Origin of the sequence: Aureitalea marina (assembly GCF_002943755.1) — a bacterium.
Classification (GTDB): domain Bacteria; phylum Bacteroidota; class Bacteroidia; order Flavobacteriales; family Flavobacteriaceae; genus Aureitalea; species Aureitalea marina.
Genome location: NZ_MQUB01000001.1, coordinates 787,468 through 805,210, shown reverse-complemented (window position 1 = coordinate 805,210; position 17,743 = coordinate 787,468). Strand labels below are relative to the sequence as shown.

General features: G+C 45.4%; 12 protein-coding genes and 1 tRNA gene. 4 read left to right on the top strand and 9 right to left on the bottom strand.

The features are described from left to right. Nucleotides 1-171 precede the first annotated feature (171 nt). Nucleotides 172-2,649 (top strand): tail fiber domain-containing protein, encoded by a 2,478-nt coding sequence (locus BST85_RS03750; RefSeq protein ID WP_181039946.1) that lies wholly within the window; start codon nucleotides 172-174, stop codon nucleotides 2,647-2,649. 69 nt (nucleotides 2,650-2,718) lie between these two features. On the opposite strand, the gene BST85_RS03745 is transcribed toward BST85_RS03750, so the two are convergent. The 5 genes from BST85_RS03745 to BST85_RS03725 form a co-directional block, all read right to left on the bottom strand. After that, nucleotides 2,719-3,345, bottom strand: coding sequence for a carbonic anhydrase family protein (locus tag BST85_RS03745; protein ID WP_104813890.1), 627 nt, complete (start codon nucleotides 3,343-3,345; stop codon nucleotides 2,719-2,721). Between the two features lies 1 nt (nucleotide 3,346). Then, a complete protein-coding gene (locus BST85_RS03740) occupies nucleotides 3,347-4,942 on the bottom strand; it encodes a SulP family inorganic anion transporter (protein ID WP_104812032.1) in 1,596 nt (531 codons plus the stop codon). Nucleotides 4,943-5,014: 72 nt separating this feature from the next. Then, nucleotides 5,015-5,236, bottom strand: a complete 222-nt coding sequence (locus BST85_RS03735) for a hypothetical protein (RefSeq protein ID WP_146090638.1) — start codon at nucleotides 5,234-5,236, stop codon at nucleotides 5,015-5,017. A gap of 197 nt (nucleotides 5,237-5,433) precedes the next feature. Further along, on the bottom strand, nucleotides 5,434-8,478 hold the full coding sequence (locus BST85_RS03730; protein ID WP_104812030.1) for a T9SS type A sorting domain-containing protein: 3,045 nt from the start codon (nucleotides 8,476-8,478) through the stop codon (nucleotides 5,434-5,436). Between the two features lie 143 nt (nucleotides 8,479-8,621). After that, nucleotides 8,622-10,013, bottom strand: coding sequence for an MBL fold metallo-hydrolase (locus BST85_RS03725; protein ID WP_104812029.1), 1,392 nt, complete (start codon nucleotides 10,011-10,013; stop codon nucleotides 8,622-8,624). Nucleotides 10,014-10,149: 136 nt separating this feature from the next. Here BST85_RS03725 and BST85_RS03720 point away from each other — a divergent pair, with 136 nt between their 5' ends. Further along, nucleotides 10,150-11,184 (top strand): M28 family metallopeptidase, encoded by a 1,035-nt coding sequence (locus BST85_RS03720; protein ID WP_104812028.1) that lies wholly within the window; start codon nucleotides 10,150-10,152, stop codon nucleotides 11,182-11,184. Between the two features lie 446 nt (nucleotides 11,185-11,630). Here BST85_RS03720 and BST85_RS03715 read toward each other — a convergent pair whose 3' ends face one another. Further along, complete coding sequence (locus BST85_RS03715; protein ID WP_104812027.1) at nucleotides 11,631-12,515, bottom strand: Brp/Blh family beta-carotene 15,15'-dioxygenase; 885 nt, start codon at nucleotides 12,513-12,515, stop codon at nucleotides 11,631-11,633. Nucleotides 12,516-12,625: 110 nt separating this feature from the next. Here BST85_RS03715 and BST85_RS03710 point away from each other — a divergent pair, with 110 nt between their 5' ends. Next, the gene (locus BST85_RS03710; RefSeq protein WP_104812026.1) at nucleotides 12,626-13,354 is read left to right on the top strand and encodes a bacteriorhodopsin-like; all 729 of its coding nucleotides are present in this window, start codon (nucleotides 12,626-12,628) and stop codon (nucleotides 13,352-13,354) included. A 1,026-nt stretch (nucleotides 13,355-14,380) separates the two neighbouring features. Here BST85_RS03710 and BST85_RS03705 read toward each other — a convergent pair. The 3 genes from BST85_RS03705 to BST85_RS03695 form a co-directional block, all read right to left on the bottom strand. After that, a tRNA-His gene (locus BST85_RS03705) sits at nucleotides 14,381-14,456 on the bottom strand. 76 nt (nucleotides 14,457-14,532) lie between these two features. After that, the gene (gene bshB1, locus BST85_RS03700; protein ID WP_104812025.1) at nucleotides 14,533-15,252 is read right to left on the bottom strand and encodes a bacillithiol biosynthesis deacetylase BshB1; all 720 of its coding nucleotides are present in this window, start codon (nucleotides 15,250-15,252) and stop codon (nucleotides 14,533-14,535) included. Beyond that, nucleotides 15,249-16,427, bottom strand: a complete 1,179-nt coding sequence (locus tag BST85_RS03695) for a trans-sulfuration enzyme family protein (RefSeq protein ID WP_104812024.1) — start codon at nucleotides 16,425-16,427, stop codon at nucleotides 15,249-15,251. The genes bshB1 and BST85_RS03695 overlap by 4 nt, the downstream gene beginning before the upstream one ends. 62 nt (nucleotides 16,428-16,489) lie before the next feature. Between BST85_RS03695 and hutI the strand changes: the two genes are divergently transcribed. Continuing rightward, nucleotides 16,490-17,737 carry an imidazolonepropionase gene (gene hutI / locus BST85_RS03690; protein ID WP_104812023.1) on the top strand — a complete coding sequence of 416 codons (1,248 nt, stop codon included), beginning with the start codon at nucleotides 16,490-16,492 and terminating at the stop codon, nucleotides 17,735-17,737. Nucleotides 17,738-17,743: the final 6 nt, after the last annotated feature.

Below are 17,743 nucleotides of genomic sequence, written 5' to 3'. Positions count from 1 at the left end.
GAACCACATTCTGGTTTAATTACTTGAGTTTTTAATGTTTTAAACGCATTTTGAAATTAGAAGTACTACAAAAACTAATCATTCATAACGCCCCTGAATCTTATGAACCGCTTCTACACATTTTTGAAAAAGAGGATTCCTTTTTACACTAACACATTAATTTTGATCTTGATGTTTGTATCCAGTATAGGTGCATTCGCTCAAGTAGGAATCAACACTACCACTCCAGCAGATGGAGCCATGCTGGATATCGAGTCTACAAGCAAGGGATTATTAATTCCCAGAGTAGCATTAACATCTACAGCAGTAAGCGCACCAGTAACCCCAGAACCGGTAACAGGTGTCTTAGTTTTCAATACAGCAACTGATGGGACCGCTCCCAATGATGTTGTACCTGGATTTTACTGGTGGGATGGAACTGAGTGGGTAACTCTCGAGGCTGCCGCCGAAGTAAGCCCTGACGATTTAGATGAAAAGTGGGATCTGGAAGGAAATGCCGGAACGGATCAGGATGTCAACTTTGTTGGGACAACAGACAATACCGGACTGACCATGCGCACCAACAATACGGAGCGTTTTCGTGTTACAACACAAGGAGGCGGACAAGTTATAGGTATGCAAGATGGTACGCCTGGAAACCCATTCTATTCTTTTAATAGTGACCCTTCTGCCGGACTCTGGACTAATGCAGTTGGAGAGCTCGATTTTTCCATCAATAGTTACAGATATATCAACATCAACGGAAATGCGACCGGAAGTCAGCGAGGAGAAGTTACTTTGAACCCCGGTAGTTTTGACATTGATTTCATCGTTCAGACAGCCAATACAAATGCAGCTATGGTTGTAAACGGTGAGAATGACAACGTTGGTCTGGGAACAACTGCTCCGGATGCTAGCTCGCAACTACAATTGGCGGACCCGGATAAAGGATTACTGATCAACAAAGTTGTGCTTTCCGCAACGGACAATGCATCGCCCATCACATCGCCAGCAACAGGGCTTATGGTATATAACTTAGTCTCTGCTGGTAGTGGAGCAACTGCCGTTTCTCCAGGTTTCTATTCCTGGGATGGTTCGGCTTGGGTACCTTTTGTAAGGAGCATCGATGATCTTTCAGACGCCAGATCAGACGTCGACGGCTCCAATAACGGATCGTCCGTATTTTTTGGAATCGATTCAGGTGCCAGCGATGATGGTACTAATAACAAAAATGTCGGGATTGGATATCAAAGTTTGGTGTCAGGTGCCGGAGAAAACAATACGGCAATTGGATATCAATCTGCCGGATCTACTGCTGGTGGTTCAGGTAATACCGCAATTGGAAAAGGAGCCTTGACCTCCAACACTTCAGGTAATAACAATACCGCTATTGGTCTAAACGCTTTATCTTCGAGTACTACCAGTGGTGGAAATATCGCTATAGGTAAAGATGCCATGAGCTCCAGTAATGGCGCTACAGCAAATGTTGCCATCGGAACCAATGCATTGCAGGTTTCAACAACCGACGGGAATACCAATATTGCGATGGGAAGTAATTCCATGCTCGCTAACACAACTGGAAGTCAAAATGTTGCTCTTGGAGTATCTACACTTCGGGAAAATTTAACAGGTGGTAATAATATGGCCTTAGGTGTGTATTCCCTTCGATGGAGTACAGAAGGCGAAGGTCACACCGCTGTTGGCCCATACGCCTTGAACAAGTATGTGGGTCCATCCACCGACAAGGGAAATACAGCCATAGGTAATTTAACTATTAACGCCCTTACTACTGGAGGAGGTAACGTCGGAATCGGATTCGAATCTTTCCGATTTGGTCTTCAAGGGGACGACAACACCATGATCGGGAAGTTCACTGGTTTCCATGCCGGTAGAGATGGAACCAAGATCGACGAGAATGTGTTTATCGGCGCCTCCGCAGGTTTTGCCAGCACCGGCAGTAGAAATGTCTACATTGGAGCCTCCGCTGGATCTTACAGTGTTGGAGGACCACCTCCAACTACCTACTCCACAGGTAGCGACAACGTATTTATTGGCAACTCCGTAGGAAAGAACTCTACTGCGGGAGCAATGTCAAACACCTTATTGATAGACAATTCTAGCACAACCCAATCCCTTATCTACGGAGATTTCTCCAACGACGAAGTTGGAATCAACTGGGACTATTCCACTACGCCAAGCTTGCCAAACACTTTGTCTGTAAATGGAGACGCCTCTAAAACGACCTCTGGTAACTGGCTGGCCAATAGTGATCGCCGATTAAAAAAGGATATCAATACTATTAAGCCCAATGAGGCCTTGGATATGATCACCCAATTGCGAGGAGTGACCTATCATTGGAATGACAACCAAACTGGACTTGATCGTCCTGAAACGATACAGTACGGATTTGTTGCACAGGAATTGATGGAAGTTTTCCCCGAGAAAGTAACCAAAGACGGTTTGGGCTTCTATCAAACGGCCTATGGTGACTATGACGCTCTATTTGTTCAAGCCTTTAAAGAATTGAAAGCCCAGAATGAGGAGAAAGATGAGCGTATTGCCGAATTGGAAGATAAATTACAACAAATGGAGGCCTTGGCAGACAGACTTAGCGCCCTGGAAACAAAACTAGGTGTTGGAGAGACGGATTCTGCAAAGAACGAAGACTAACTCAAAACATAACCAAATAAAAAAGAGCCCTTAATCGGGCTCTTTTTTTATTATCGGCTATGGGTTCTATCAATAGAATTCCACCGCTCCAGTTGCAATATCATACATCCCTCCTACGATAACAATATCACCGCTTTCTTCCATATCTCGTAAAACCGCACTCTTGAGGCGAATATTATCCATGGTCATCTCGACATTCTTCTTGGCGACCTCATTGACAAATTCGATATTGGCGGAATTGCGCTGAGTCTGGTCCGTAGGTTCTGGTACAGATTCTACGGCCAGCTCCAACTTCTGGATCAGGGTGGTCAAATTTCCGAGCCTGGCATGATCACAGGCGCCTTTCACCGCTCCACAGGCTGTGTGTCCAAGGACAACCAGCACTTTAGTCCCGGCTAGTTTACAGGCAAACTCCATACTTCCAAGTATATCGTCATTCACGAAATTTCCTGCGATTCGAATACTGAACAGATCACCGATTCCTTGGTCGAAGATCAACTCTGCAGAGACCCTTGAATCAATGCAGTGTAGGACCGTGGCAAAGGGATATTGACCTGTAGCCGTGTCCTGTACTTGTGAGCCGAGATCACGACTAACTTGCTGGTTATTTACAAATCGTTGATTACCTGCTTTTAACGCTTCCAGAGCGGATGCCGGGGTAAATGCGGCTTGAGTTTCTTTTGTTTGTGCTTTCATATTATTGTTGGCCATATTCGGCCGTCTTAGGATTCAACTTAAAGAACTTGACATAACTTTCAGGATTTTCCCTGGTACCACGCTCGGAAACTAAAGTTATCGTAATATTTCGGTTTTTAGCTTTTTCGACGAAATCGTCCAGGATCTCCAGTATATCATTGTCTAGGTAACGCGTCTTTCTAACATCTAGTTCCAAGAAAGTGCCTTCCTCCAACTCATCCAATTCCTTCAAGATAGCACCTTTGTTAAAGAAAGTTACCTCTTCTGCCAAGGTCATCTTCACACGACTTACGCCATTGCTTTTATCTTCAATATGCAGGAAATGGGAATTTTGATAACTCTTGATCAGTATGATCACAATACCAACTCCTAAGCCAAGACCAATACCAACCAGCAGATCGGTGAAAATGATTCCCACTATAGTTACGATATAAGGGACAAACTGTTTCCAACCTTTGGCGTACATCTCTCGGAACAATGCTGGTTTCGCCAATTTATATCCAACAATGAAAAGTACTGCCGCCAATACAGACAGTGGTATCATATTGAGCAGTCCTGGAATTAGCATAACCGAAATCAACAAGAAAAATCCGTGAATGATTGCCGATTTCTTGGTTTTACCACCAGATTGAATGTTGGCAGAACTTCTAACGATCACCTGAGTAATAGGTAGACCTCCTATCAGACCAGACAGAATATTTCCGGTTCCCTGAGCCAGTAATTCCCTATTTGTTGGGGTTACTCGCTTATCTGGATCTAACTTGTCCGTGGCTTCTACACAGAGTAGTGTTTCCAAACTGGCCACCAAGGCAATGGTAAAAGCAGTTACCCAGATCTGCGTATCGGTAATTGCTCCGAAATTAGGGAAGCTGAACTGGCCAAAGAATGAATTCAAATCCTCTGGTACAGGTACAGACACCAAATTGTCTGTAGCTATGCCATAGGTTGGATCACCTTTGGTCAGGGTGTAGAAAACAATTCCGACAACTACGGCCACCAATGGACCTTGAACAAGCTTGAAAATTTTCGCCTTTTTGGACAATACCCGGTCCCAAAGGATCAGTATGGCCAAACTCACAACGGCAATGATAGTGGAACCAGGACTGATGTATTTCAATGATGTGAAGATCTCTGAAAAGGTGTTCTGATCGTCCACTTGCATAAAGGCAAAATCACCTTCGGGGTCGGCATCGTAACCAAAGAAATGTGGAATTTGTTTTAGAATAATGATCACCCCTATTCCCGTCAACATACCTTTGATCACCGATGATGGGAAATAATAGCCGATTACACCAGCCTTTAGTACGCCGAAAAGCAATTGGATAACACCACCAAGGACGACGGCTAGCAGGAAATTCTCAAAGCTTCCTAAAGTCCCAATGGCAACTAATACGATAGCGGCAAGACCGGCGGCTGGACCACTGACCCCAATTTGAGAGCCTGAAAGGGCCCCAACCACAATACCACCAACGATTCCGGCAATAAGCCCCGAGAACAATGGAGCTCCACTTGCCAATGCGATTCCCAGACATAAGGGTAACGCCACAAAGAAAACAACGATACTGGCAGGAATATCGTTTCTTAAATATTTAAACATAGCCACTAAATTAGGTCTACCCTTAGAGGTAGAACAGTTAATTTGAAAAAGAATGAAAAAAGTGTTCCGGAGTTAGGATATTATCTCCGGAGGTGGCAAGTCCACTTTTTTGATCCCGATGGTCAGACGGGAGTCGAATTGATTGTAATTATCCGACGTAACCTGCCAAGGGGCCACAGATTTGAGAAGGAAGGAGTACAAGATAAATTCCTTTTCCTGCTTCTCTTTCTCTTTATTCTCATTCTCGCCTTTGTCGTCCGGAAGCTGGTCCATCCAAGCACTTCCTGTGGCCATATCCAGGTAATTTATAACTGTGGGACCCATAATAGAGGCAGTCAACACGGAGACAATCAAGATATGTAGCGTAGATTTCAACAAAGCAATTGAAAAAAGCAAAGATAAATAGGTTTACCCATTGTGAAGTTAATGAAATAATAAAAATTGAAAAAGGCCCGCGAAGTGCAGGCCTTTAACGTCTTAGGGCGTACTTATTAACGCTTGATCAGTTTTCGTGAACCTAGTACCTGGTTACCGTTTCTAATTACCATTTGATACAATCCGGCAGACAAATTACTGACATCGATCTGGCTGTTGGCATCCAAATTGGCCTCCAAAACTGTTCTACCTTGTAGGTCTACCATCTGAATAGTTACTCCTGCAGCATTCAATCCTCTGATGTTGATCAGGTTGGTCGCAGGGTTTGGATAAATAGCTAATTCATTTACCTGGAAATCATCCGTCGACAAGGTCTCCGTTGGCAGTTCGATCAGGTCACCACCTGCTTCCAACGCTACCCATAATCCGAAGGCTGGGCCGTCAGAATTGTTGGCGGGGTTCAGAAAGCCTGATGCAACCACCGTGATTGCGGCACCGTTAAGACCTAAAGTCTCCAATGGGGCTCCATAGCTAGCTACGGTTGCGGTTCCCGTCTCATCTCTTACTTCGATGATATAGTCGTCTGTTGGCAACTCCAGGTATCCCTGGAAGTCGGTATACGCCAGGTCATCGACAATGGTTCCTGCTCCAACTCCAACTTCAACAACATCGACAGTAGGCGCATCGGTGGAACCGTGATGTACCAATACATCTGTATTTGCTGGATCAGAGGCTTCTTCTCTACCAGCCGAATAAACTTCCAGTCCAAAGGCAGGAGCAGGATCGTAACCGGTCTCACTAACGATACCATCGGCTACAACAACAAAGGTCCCATTTCTTGTCAGGGTAACGGGGAAGGTAGCAATGGCATCACCCACATCTGTACTATTTCCAGGTGCTACGGCTATATCGACCGGAATGCTGGATGGAAAATCGATAAACGGAGTGGCAGTGCGGAAGGCAAAGCCATCCAGAGCTAAAGCACCTCCTATGTAAACATCCACCTCACTGGCAGCCAGATCGGCCGAGTTGTGGATCACTTGCAAACGAGCTGTAGAAATAGGCAGCGGGATCATCTCTCCCCCTGTTGGAAGGGCTACCCAAATTCCAAATGCTGCTCCGTCACTGTTATTTGCTGGATTCAGGAAACCTGAAGCAACAGCAACAGCGGCACCTCCATCTAACCCTAAAGAGGCCAAAGGCGCTTCATAAGCAGCTACAGTAACTGTACCAGTCTCATCTCTGACCTCGAGGGCGTAGTCATTGGAATCCAATTCCAGATATCCTTGGAATTCGGTATAGGCTAAATCATCTACTATGGTTCCAGCGCCCACTCCCACTTCGACAATATCTACCGTTGGGGCATCCGTGGAACCATGGTGAACCAACAGATCTATTTGAGTTGGATCGGAAGCAACCTCTCTTCCCATATCGTAAACTTCTAGGCCAAATGCCGGAGCAGGATCATAACCTGTTGGGGATACGATACCATCTGCTACAACAACATAGGTCTCATCTACCGCCAGTACAACAGGAAAAGTTGCGATAGCCTCGCTCACATCAGTACTCGCAGCTGGAGCAATAGCAATTTCTGTGGTTACCCCGGCGTTCAGGTCGATGAAAGGAGTTGCGTTGCGGAAAGTGAAATTATCCAAGGCCAAGGCACCGTCAATATATACATCAACTTGCTCTGCGGCTGCATCGGCAGAGTTATGTATTACTTGTACTCGAGCAGTAGAAGTTGGTAATTCTACCAATGGTCCTCCTGCTGGAAGAGCGACAAAAATTCCGAAAGCAGGTCCATCCAGATTATTAGAAGGATCCAGAAACCCGGAAGCCACTGCGGTAACTCCAAGACCTTCGATCCCAAGGTCAGCGATAGGCAAGTCGTATGCTGCAACAGTTGCTGTTCCCGTCTCATCCCGGACCTCGATAGCATAATTCAAATTAGGTAGTTCTAGATAAGAAGAACGGAAATCAGTGTAAGAAAGATCGTTAGCGATCAGTCCGACCCCGATCAGGGTCTCAAAAATATCAACAGTCGGTGCATCGGTGGAACCATGGTGTATCAGTACGTCTACTCGGCTTGGATCTGTGGCTGCTTCGCGAGCTCCAGCAAAGATTTCAAGACCAAAGGAAGGTGATGGGTTGTAGCTTCCGGTACTTATTATACCATCCGCAACTACTGAATAAGTTTCATTTCGTGTTAAAGTAAGTGGGAAGTTGGCGAAAACATCGGCCGAACTTGCACTCCCTCCATTAGCAATTCCAATATTGATGCCTACACCAGCTGGTAGGTCCACATAAGGAGAAGCAGTTCTAAATTCAAAATCGTCAATGATACGCGTGTCGCCTAGGTATACATCCACTTGAGTGGCTGCCAGATCCGCAGAATTGTGAATCACCTGCACACGAGCAGTCGAAGTAGGTAGTTCGACTAGTGGTCCTCCTGCAGGAGTCGCCACGAAAACACCAAAGGCTGGGCCGTCTGAATTGACAGCTGGATTCAGGAATCCTGAAGCTACAGCTACTACAGCTGCTCCATCTAGTCCTAAGGTGGCCAATGGCGCTTCATAGGCTGCTACGGTTACAGTACCGGTCTGGTCTCTTACCTCCAGGGCATAATCTGCTGTCGGCAGAGGTAAGTAGCCTTGAAAGTCGGTATAACTAAGGTCATTCACAATGGTCCCTGCGCCTGCACCGACCTCCACAATGTCTACAGTCGGAGCGTCAGTGGATCCATGGTGAACCAATACGTCCGTATTCATTGGGTCTCCAGCAGCTTGCTGTCCCATATCGTAAATCTCCAGATTAAAACCTGGAGCAGGATTGTAGTTGGGTGTATCGACAATTCCATCGGCAACTACCACATAGGTTTCTCCACTGGTCAAAGTGACCGGGAAGGTGGCAATGGCGTCCATCACGCTATCGCTGTCGCCCGGAGCTACTGCGATCTCAATTTGAACATCGGCGTCCAAAGGAATGAAAGGAGTGGCAGTCCTGAAGGCAAAATCATTCAGGGCTAAATTACCGTCAACATAGATGTCTACGGTCGAAGCGGCCGCATCGGCCGAATTGTGGATGATCTGGACATCGGCCGTTTGTGCCAAGCCCACTATCCCCATCAATAAAAAGGTTGAGCGTAAAAATAGATTTTTCATAGATTGATTTTTTTGGTTTTATATTTCTAAAACAACCTATGAAGTGGGATTGCTACCGACAATCCGGACTTTAGCTTTTGTTTAACACATTTTCATATTCATTAAACAAAATTCAACTAGAAGATTATTAAATCGATCGGGGCCTATTCTGAAACTATGGGAATCTCGGCCGCCTTGATCGCCTTGAAGCCGCCCCCAACATCCACCAAATTATGCCTTCCTCTTCCTTTGAGAATGGAAGCTGCTATAACGGATCGGTATCCACCTGCACAATGTATGTAAAAGGTTTCATCCTGAGGAATTTCTGCCAGGTGATCGTTGAGCTCGGCCAGAGGTGCCAATATCGCATCCTTAAGGTGACCTGCCTCGTATTCTGATTCCTTGCGGACATCGAGTACGGGTATCTCCTTGCTCTCTAGCCGATCCTTGAATTCATCTGCCGAAATGGTTAGCAGATCATCTACTTCTTTACCGGCAGCTTCCCAACTGTTAATCCCTCCTTCAAGGTATCCCAGGGAATGATCAAAGCCAACACGTGATAAACGGGTAATGGTCTCCTCTTCCCTACCCTCGGGAGCCACGATCAACAAGGGTTGATTAACATCTGCGATCAGGGCACCAACCCATGGAGCAAACCCTCCATCAATACCGATGAAGATTGATCTGGGAATATGGGACTTCACAAAATCGGCCTGATGTCTAACATCAAGCACCAAAGCACCTTCCTGATTGGCAATCTGCTCGAAGGTATCCGGATCCAAAGGGCGATGACCTCTTTCCATAACCTGGTCCAGGGATTTGTATCCTTCTTTGTTCAAGCGGACATTTTCCGGGAAGTATTTTGGAGGCGGTAACAGTCCATCGGTAACTTCCTGAATAAATTCTTCCCTGGTCATATCTACCCTCAAGGCGTAATTGGTCCTCTTCTGATTTCCCAAGGTATCCTGGGTATCGCTGCTCATATTCTTACCGCAAGCAGAACCCGCTCCATGAGCAGGATAGACTGTGATATGGTCAGGCAAGGGCATGATCTTATTCCGCAAACTGTCAAACAAGGTTCCCGCCAATTCCTCCTGGGTCATGCTCGCAGCTTTCTGAGCTAGATCAGGGCGGCCTACGTCACCCAGGAAAAGGGTATCCCCACTGAAAATACAATGAGGTTCTCCCTGCTCATCAAGAAGCAGGTAAGTTGTGCTTTCCATGGTATGCCCGGGTGTATGCAGTACTCTAATTGTTACTTTACCGATTTTGAATTCCTGGCCATCTTCCGCTATGATCGCATCATAACTGGGATTGGCCAAGGGACCATAAACTATGGAAGCTCCACTCTCCTGGGCAAGTGTGACATGTCCGCTAACAAAATCTGCATGGAAATGAGTCTCAAAGATGTATTTGATAACAGCTCCGTCTCGTTTAGCCCGGTCTGTGTAGGGGCGTGTTTCCCTCAGTGGATCAATGATGGCAGCCTCACCTTCACTCTGAATGTAGTAGGCTCCCTGAGCAAGACAGCCCGTGTAGATTTGTTCCAAGACCATAGAAAATATTTTTGACAAAGATACGAATTGCCCTTGCTACTAACCACATCGTTGGTACGCCTGATTTAGTAATTTTTTAGGACTAAGCCCTCTCAGTTAATGTATATTTAGCCCTTATTACCAAATTAAAATAACTATGTACAAAGGATTCCTTATCACTGCGATGACGGTAACGTTCATTTCCTGTAATTCGGCCCAAACAGCGAGTTCATCCAAGACCATGGATCGCACCGATTATGCAAATACCATTACTGCAGAAGAAATGAAAGAATTGCTCTATGTTTTCGCATCGGACGAGATGCAGGGACGTATGACAGGTTCCGAAGGTCAAAAGAAGGCCGCCAAATTCCTCACCGATTTCTACCAGGCTCAGGACATACCGGGAGGAATGACAGATGGGACTTATTATCAGCCTATACCAGCAAGCTATTTCAAGAGGAGAAAGGAACCTAAACCTTCGGAAAATGTACTGGCTTTTATCAAAGGATCGGAAAAACCAGACGAGGTGATCGTTATTTCTGCACACTATGATCATGTGGGAATGGACAATGATGGTAACGTTTATAATGGTGCTGATGATGATGGAAGTGGTACGATCAGCCTACTGGAAATCGCTCAGGCCTTCCAGATGGCCGTAAAAAATGGGAACGGACCAAAGCGTTCTATCTTATTCCTTCATGTGACGGGAGAAGAAATCGGGCTATACGGTTCGCGTTATTACACTGAAAATCCAATTTACCCGCTGGCCAATACAGTTTGTAATTTGAACTCTGATATGGTGGGCCGGATTGATCCGGATAAAGCAGATAGCCCCAATTATATTTATCTAATAGGTAGTGATAAACTGAGCCAGGAACTACATGAGTTGTCTGAAGCAGTGAACACCCAATACACCCAGCTAGAACTGGATTACACGTACAATGACGAGAATGACCCGAACCGCTTCTACTACAGAAGCGATCATTACAATTTTGCAAAGCACAATATTCCGATCATTTTTTACTTCAACGGTGTGCATGAAGACTACCACAAAATAACAGATACCCCGGATAAGATCGAATACGATCTGATGGCTAAACGAGCGCAATTGATTTTCCATACAGCCTGGGAGGTTGCCAATAAAGATGGTCGTATCACGGCTGACAAAGTTGAGGCCGCTGGAAGTAAATAGTACTGAGTTCGAGTAGTACTAAGATCATTTAAATACTATAGAGGCCGGTGCAAAGATGTACCGGTTTTTATTTTACAATTCTATATCATTCTTAAAAACCAGTAAGAAGTTTGACGAGTATTAGAATCACTAAAAAAGCGATTTCAGATCTCACTCCGTTCAAAAGTCCCTCCTCACTCCTCATCCATAACTCTTCACCTCACTTCTACCTAGGAGCACTTTTCCCCTCCCAAGACAAATTAGATGTATTGATGGAAACCCCATGAATAAGACGATAGGAAGTATTGCGCATTTGAGGACGGTTCGTGCGGATTCGCGAATGGCGAGCTGAGCAGCTTACACAAATCCATCGTAATTAAACAGCTAGTTCGATTCCAAGTTTCATTGAAATTGAAAAAAACAACAAACACTTGTTAGTTAAACAGCTTAACCTAAAGTGTTTAAGTCTATTCGTTCTGGCTATGAAACATTTTAGACATGATCACCGTGTGCGCAAACGTTATCGCTCCAAGAAAGGCAAAGAACAACGGAATAAAGATGTCATCCTTATCTCGTATCAAATAATAGACGATCAGAAGTGATGCCAGGGAGATGATCCAAATAAGCCCTGCCGACCGCATATATCTTAAAAATGCTCTCCAACTAGCATTGCCGTATAAGAATTTCAGCTGCTCCAACATGGAGGGTATGGAGTGCCAGTAAATGAAATAAATGGCAAAGGCCCATATCAATGTGGCCGTTTTAAAGACTATTGCAAAAACAAGAACCAGGAAAAGTTCATACAATAACTTCAGTAACAGTTTGGGATCCTTTAATACGTCATTAAGAGCCATTGCCAACCATACTACAGCAGTGGCAATGAAACCATAGATCGCGATAGACGGAGGAACGCTAATGCCGGTAAGCGCGGCAATTACCGCGTTTGTTTCATCCATATTCAGATAGAACAACAGAAGAAGAATACTCAATCCGTACAGACTAAAAAACCAGGGACTTTTGTTTCTTGGGCCCCACTCAATACAGTTCCAATGTTGTTCGCCGAAATGATAGGCGCTTAACAAGATAAAAACGATCAAAGCAACCTGCGGCAGAACATAAAATAAACTAGAAGCCGCTATTACCGTCCCGATATAGGTGCCGACCATGTAGGTAATTTGTTTGAGGTTGGATCCGTCACCAGATTTCGCAATTATAGATAGATCATTGCTACCATGAAGTATGCCTACTGAAAAGATCAGAACAAATGCCAAGAACTGTTGTGAGGGTTCCGAAAAGAATCCCGACAACCAAAGTGAGAAAAAGGTTAATATTATTGCAATACTCCTAAACATTTGCGGCTATTTTTGCTAAAATTCCGAAATTTTGTTAAATATTTTATGATAATGGTATTTTTATTCTGTTTAATTTTGTATACATTTGTTTAAACAAAAAATACACTCTTATGGAAAAACTGGCGAATATTATTGCCCTGGTACCCAAATTGGCACCAGATGACTACGTCGGCTTTACATTCTTTGTAGGATGTATGGCTATGATGGCTGCCTCAGCCTTCTTCTTTCTATCAATGAATAGCTTTGACAGAAAGTGGAAAACCTCTATTCTGGTCTCCGGACTAATTACATTTATTGCGGCTGTCCACTACTGGTACATGCGTGATTATTGGGCCACAAACATGGAATCTCCAACATTCTTCCGCTATGTGGATTGGATTCTGACGGTGCCATTGATGTGCGTTGAGTTCTACCTTATCCTGAAAGTTGCAGGGGCCAAGAAATCCCTAATGTGGAAATTGATCCTTCTATCTGTGGTCATGTTGGTTACAGGTTACTTCGGAGAAGGTGTAGACCCTGCTAACGCCCAGATCTGGGGATTAATATCAGGTATTGCCTACTTTGCCATCGTCTATGAGATCTGGCTGGGTGGCGCGGCTAAATTGGCTAAATCTGCTGGAGGATCGGTGCAAAGCGCCCATAAAATTCTCTGCTGGTTCGTATTGGTTGGATGGGCTATCTATCCTATCGGATACATGGCTGGAACTCCAGGATGGTACGAAGGTATCTTTGGCGGCCTGAGTATGGATGTTTTCTACAACATTGCTGACGCGATCAATAAAATTGGTTTCGGTTTGGTCATTTATAACCTTGCGGTACAACAGACTTCAGAAGCCTAATGACTATTCTATGCTTAAGTTTGGAAGGGCCTTCGGGCCCTTTTTTTTGTGCCAAAATGTAAATCTAACAAAGTTGAAAAGTGGTTATAGATCTGATTCCAAACAAATGCCACTTGTCACTGCCTACCCTTCACTGCTCACTCTTCACTTAATTTCCACCTTGGGGCCCTATCCCCCTACCGGGAGCAAAATATGCCTCTAACCCCGGATTTCCTATTTCTTGACCGGAAGTAGGTCCAAATTCCAGAATGGACAATCGAATTACATGAATTCCCGGGATGAAACTCGAGGACCGGACCGAGGGGTTATAAAATGTCCAGTGGACATTTTACCCGAGGGCCAGCTTGTCGCGAGGGCTGGTTAAGCCTAATTGACCTTTCAAAATCATCTCACTCAAAGCTGAATACAACCTGGCGGTGCGGAGGAGGAACACTGCAGGAACGAGTGTGTTTAAATATCATTGGACCGGTTTAGCTCACTGCGTTCGCTGGACCGAAATTGGGGAACACTGCACAAACAAAGCCTTCGTGGCTGTCGCCACGCTTGGCTTTTTTATACTCACAACTTCAAGCAAGCTTGAGTTGTTCAATACAATGAACCGGTTTAGCTCACTTCGTTCGCTGGACCGAAATTGGGGAACACTGCACAAACAAAGCCTTCGTGGCTGCCGCCACGCTTGGCTTTTTTATACTCACAACTTCAAGCAAGCTTGAGTTGTTCAATACAATGAACCGGTTTAGCTCACTTCGTTCGCAGGACCGAAATTGGGGAACACTGCACAAACAAAGCCTTCGTGGCTGCCGCCACGCTTGGCTTTTTTATACTCACAACTTCAAGCAAGCTTGAGTTGTTCAATACAATGAACCGGTTTAGCTCACTTCGTTCGCTGGACCGAAATTGGGGAACACTGCACAAACAAAGCCTTCGTGGCTGCCGCCACGCTTGGCTTTTTTATACTCACAACTTCAAGCAAGCTTGAGTTGTTCAATAAAAAAAAGCCCTCGATTATCATCGAAGGCTTTGTTTGGGTGGAAGACCGGTCTCGAACCGGCGACCTCCGGAACCACAATCCGGCGCTCTAACCAACTGAGCTACAACCACCATCTTCACTTTAAAAGAAAAGCGCGGGCAAATATAATTCATTTCGCAGGAGTGCACAATATACCAAGTGCGAAAAATTACTTAAGATCGAAGAGAGAATCCACAGCCGGATAGCGCTCTACCGTATATCCTTCACCGTATTCTACCCCTATCAATCTACCCAGGTCACGTGCACGGTAGGTAATACTATCCAGGAAATTCTCTGACGAGATCGGAGTCTTGGGGTCGCTGGAATCCTTGTCGTAAAACTGACTGCTATAAGCTTTCACCGCAGATACTTTGGTATGTATATGCTCCCCTACATCCACAACCAAATCAGGTTCGAGGTTCTTCCATTGTATATAATGGTACACAAACTTCGGACGCCAAGCGGCTTGTGACTTACCTTCTCTATCCTGAGTTTCTATCTTTCGCAAACCACTTAGAAAGCATGCATCGCTTGCAAGTTTATTACCCTTACTGTGATCTATATGCCGATCGTCTATGGCATTGCAAAGGACGATCTCGGGTTGGTATTTGCGTATCAGCTGTATTAGTGCGAGTTGGGACTTTCTGTCGTTCTGGAAGAACCCATCCGCAAGACCAAGGTTATCGCGTGCAGAAACACCGAGGATTTCGGCTGCATTGGCCGCTTCTATTGCCCTGAGTTTGGCAGAACCACGAGTTCCCAGTTCGCCTCGGGTCAGATCGACAATTCCTACTTTCTTCCCTCTGGAGATCTCCTTAGCGAGGGTAGCAGAACAACCCAATTCTACGTCATCCGGATGAGCTCCGATAGCTAAAATATCCAACTTCATACCGGGAGACTTTCCATTTGGGATTTAGTCGTTTGCTCGAAGGCTTGCTCCATATCGGCAATAATGTCTTTTTTATCTTCTATTCCTACCGAGAGTCGAAGAAGCCCATCGGAAATACCCTGTTGTTCCCGTTCCTGCGGTGTGAGCAAAGAATGAGAAGTTTTGGCCGGCGAAAGTATGGTCGATTCCACTCCTGCCAGACTCATACTTTGTTTGATCATCTTCAGTGATTTCATAAACTCCTCTGCATTTGCGGACTTGACCAACTCGAAGGACATCATGCCGGTGTAGCCTTTCATCTGCTTCTTGGCCAGCCTATGGTCCGGATGATCCTTTAGACCAGGATAGTGAACCCTGCCGACCAGCGGGTGTTTTTGCAACCATTTGGCCACCTTAAGGGCATTTTTATTTTGTGCTTTCACCCGGATTGCCATGGTCTTCATACTTCTTTCCAGTAACCAGACCGTATAATCACTCAGACTACCTCCCAGGTTCTTGGCCAGGTTCCAGATCTGATCCATATGCTCTTGTGATGCTGCCACCGCCCCTGCGCAGATATCACTGTGTCCTCCCATATATTTGGTGGCGCTGTGAATCATGATATCGATTCCAAAATTGGCCGGTTGCTGGTTGACAGGCGAAGCAAATGTATTGTCGATCATACTGACCAGACCATATTTTCGCGCCAATTCGCCGATCATTTTTAGGTCTGTGATCAGCATCAAGGGATTTGAGGGAGTTTCCACATAGATAACCCGCGTGTTTTCTTTGATCTTGCTTTCGAAGTCCGCTTTAGAGAATCCCTCGGCCAGATCGAATTCGATCCCGTACTTACCAAATTGCTCGGTTGCAAGATTGTAGGTGCCTCCATATAAAGTTGGAGGAAACACCACATGGTCTCCTGCCTTTAAAAAGGCAAAAAGAGAATGACTGACCGCCGCCATACCACTGCCAAAGATCATCCCGGTTTCACAATTCTCCAACTTGGCAACCAGTTTACCTAAAGCTTCTTGGTTGGGTGTATTGAAATACCGGGGATATCGCTTAACATCCACATCTTCATAGGCGTAGGAGCTCGACATATACAAAGGAGAAACCGCTCCCTTGAATTGCTCGTCCTTGACCTCTCCCCCGTGGGTACACAGGGTATTTATTCCTGGTTTTTTCGATTTCATGATGGCTTATTTTTCGCAGCTCTAATTTATAAATTACTAGGCAGGATTGCTATCTTTAAACCGTGAAAATCCTGCTTTCCAACATTCGTCAATTGCTGCAAGTAAGGGACGAAGTCAAACAACCACTGCGAGGGTCACAGATGGTGGAGCTCCCAATTTTGGAAGAAGCCTGGTTACTCTTGGATGGCGATCTCATTGCCGATTATGGCTCCATGCGCCTCAATACTTTACCGGAGGCTGATCAAATAGTCGATTGCACCGGCAAATTTGTCTTACCAACCTGGTGCGATTCTCACTCCCACCTGGTCTATGCTGGCAACCGCGAAGGGGAATTCATTGACCGGCTAAATGGTTTATCCTACCAAGAGATTGCCGCGAAGGGTGGAGGAATCCTGAATAGCGCAGAGTTGTTGCAAAGGACTTCGGAAAAAGATCTTTATCAGCAATCTGAGCAACGGCTCAAAGAAGTGATGGCCTTGGGCACTGGTGCCATGGAGATAAAAAGTGGCTATGGGCTTACTGAGGAATCTGAAATGAAAATGCTGAAAGTGGCCCGTCAGTTGGAGGAAAATCATCCAATTGATATCAAGACCACCTTTTTAGGAGCTCACGCCATCCCAAAAGAATTCAACAAGAATGGAGATGCCTATATCGATCATATCATAAAGGAGATTTTACCGGCTGTGGCAAAAGAAGAGCTGGCCGATTTTATCGATATTTTCTGTGAAGAAGGATATTTCAATGTAGCCCAAATGGAAAGCATCATACAGGCTGGTCAACAATTTGGGCTGGCCGCCAAGGTACACCTCAATCAATTCAACTCCATTGGCGGGATTCCTGCTGCGGTTCGTCACAAGGCATTGACGGTAGATCACCTGGAGGTAATGAAGGAGGAAGATTATGAAGCCCTGCAAAGTGGTGAGACCCTTGCGGTGGCATTACCCGGATGCTCTTACTTTTTAGGCATACCCTATACCCCGGCTCGTGAACTGATCCAGCGAAACATCCCCTTAGCTTTGGCCACGGATATGAACCCGGGATCGGCACCTAGCGGAAATATGAACTTCGTTTTATCTGCGGCCTGCATCAAAATGAAAATGACTCCGGAGGAGGCTATTAATGCTTCTACCATCAATGGGGCCTTTGCCATGGGGCTGGAAAACACCCATGGCAGTATTACCCGTGGTAAAAAAGCCTCAGTGATTATTACAAAACAAATACCCAGTTACGGATACCTCCCCTACTCTTTTGGTAGTGACCTGATCCATCAGGTGCTAATCGCCGGAAAGGAGATCCGAACGAACAACTAAACCAAA

Bases quoted from the DNA above. Each gene is read 5' to 3' on its own strand.
- BST85_RS03750 (WP_181039946.1), top strand. From the start codon at position 172: ATGTTTGTATCCAGTATAGGTGCATTCGCTCAAGTAGGAATCAACACT.
- BST85_RS03745 (WP_104813890.1), bottom strand. From the start codon at position 3,345: ATGAAAGCACAAACAAAAGAAACTCAAGCCGCATTTACCCCGGCATCC.
- BST85_RS03740 (WP_104812032.1), bottom strand. From the start codon at position 4,942: ATGTTTAAATATTTAAGAAACGATATTCCTGCCAGTATCGTTGTTTTC.
- BST85_RS03735 (WP_146090638.1), bottom strand. From the start codon at position 5,236: ATGGCCACAGGAAGTGCTTGGATGGACCAGCTTCCGGACGACAAAGGC.
- BST85_RS03730 (WP_104812030.1), bottom strand. From the start codon at position 8,478: ATGAAAAATCTATTTTTACGCTCAACCTTTTTATTGATGGGGATAGTG.
- BST85_RS03725 (WP_104812029.1), bottom strand. From the start codon at position 10,013: ATGGTCTTGGAACAAATCTACACGGGCTGTCTTGCTCAGGGAGCCTAC.
- BST85_RS03720 (WP_104812028.1), top strand. From the start codon at position 10,150: ATGTACAAAGGATTCCTTATCACTGCGATGACGGTAACGTTCATTTCC.
- BST85_RS03715 (WP_104812027.1), bottom strand. From the start codon at position 12,515: ATGTTTAGGAGTATTGCAATAATATTAACCTTTTTCTCACTTTGGTTG.
- BST85_RS03710 (WP_104812026.1), top strand. From the start codon at position 12,626: ATGGAAAAACTGGCGAATATTATTGCCCTGGTACCCAAATTGGCACCA.
- bshB1 (WP_104812025.1), bottom strand. From the start codon at position 15,252: ATGAAGTTGGATATTTTAGCTATCGGAGCTCATCCGGATGACGTAGAA.
- BST85_RS03695 (WP_104812024.1), bottom strand. From the start codon at position 16,427: ATGAAATCGAAAAAACCAGGAATAAATACCCTGTGTACCCACGGGGGA.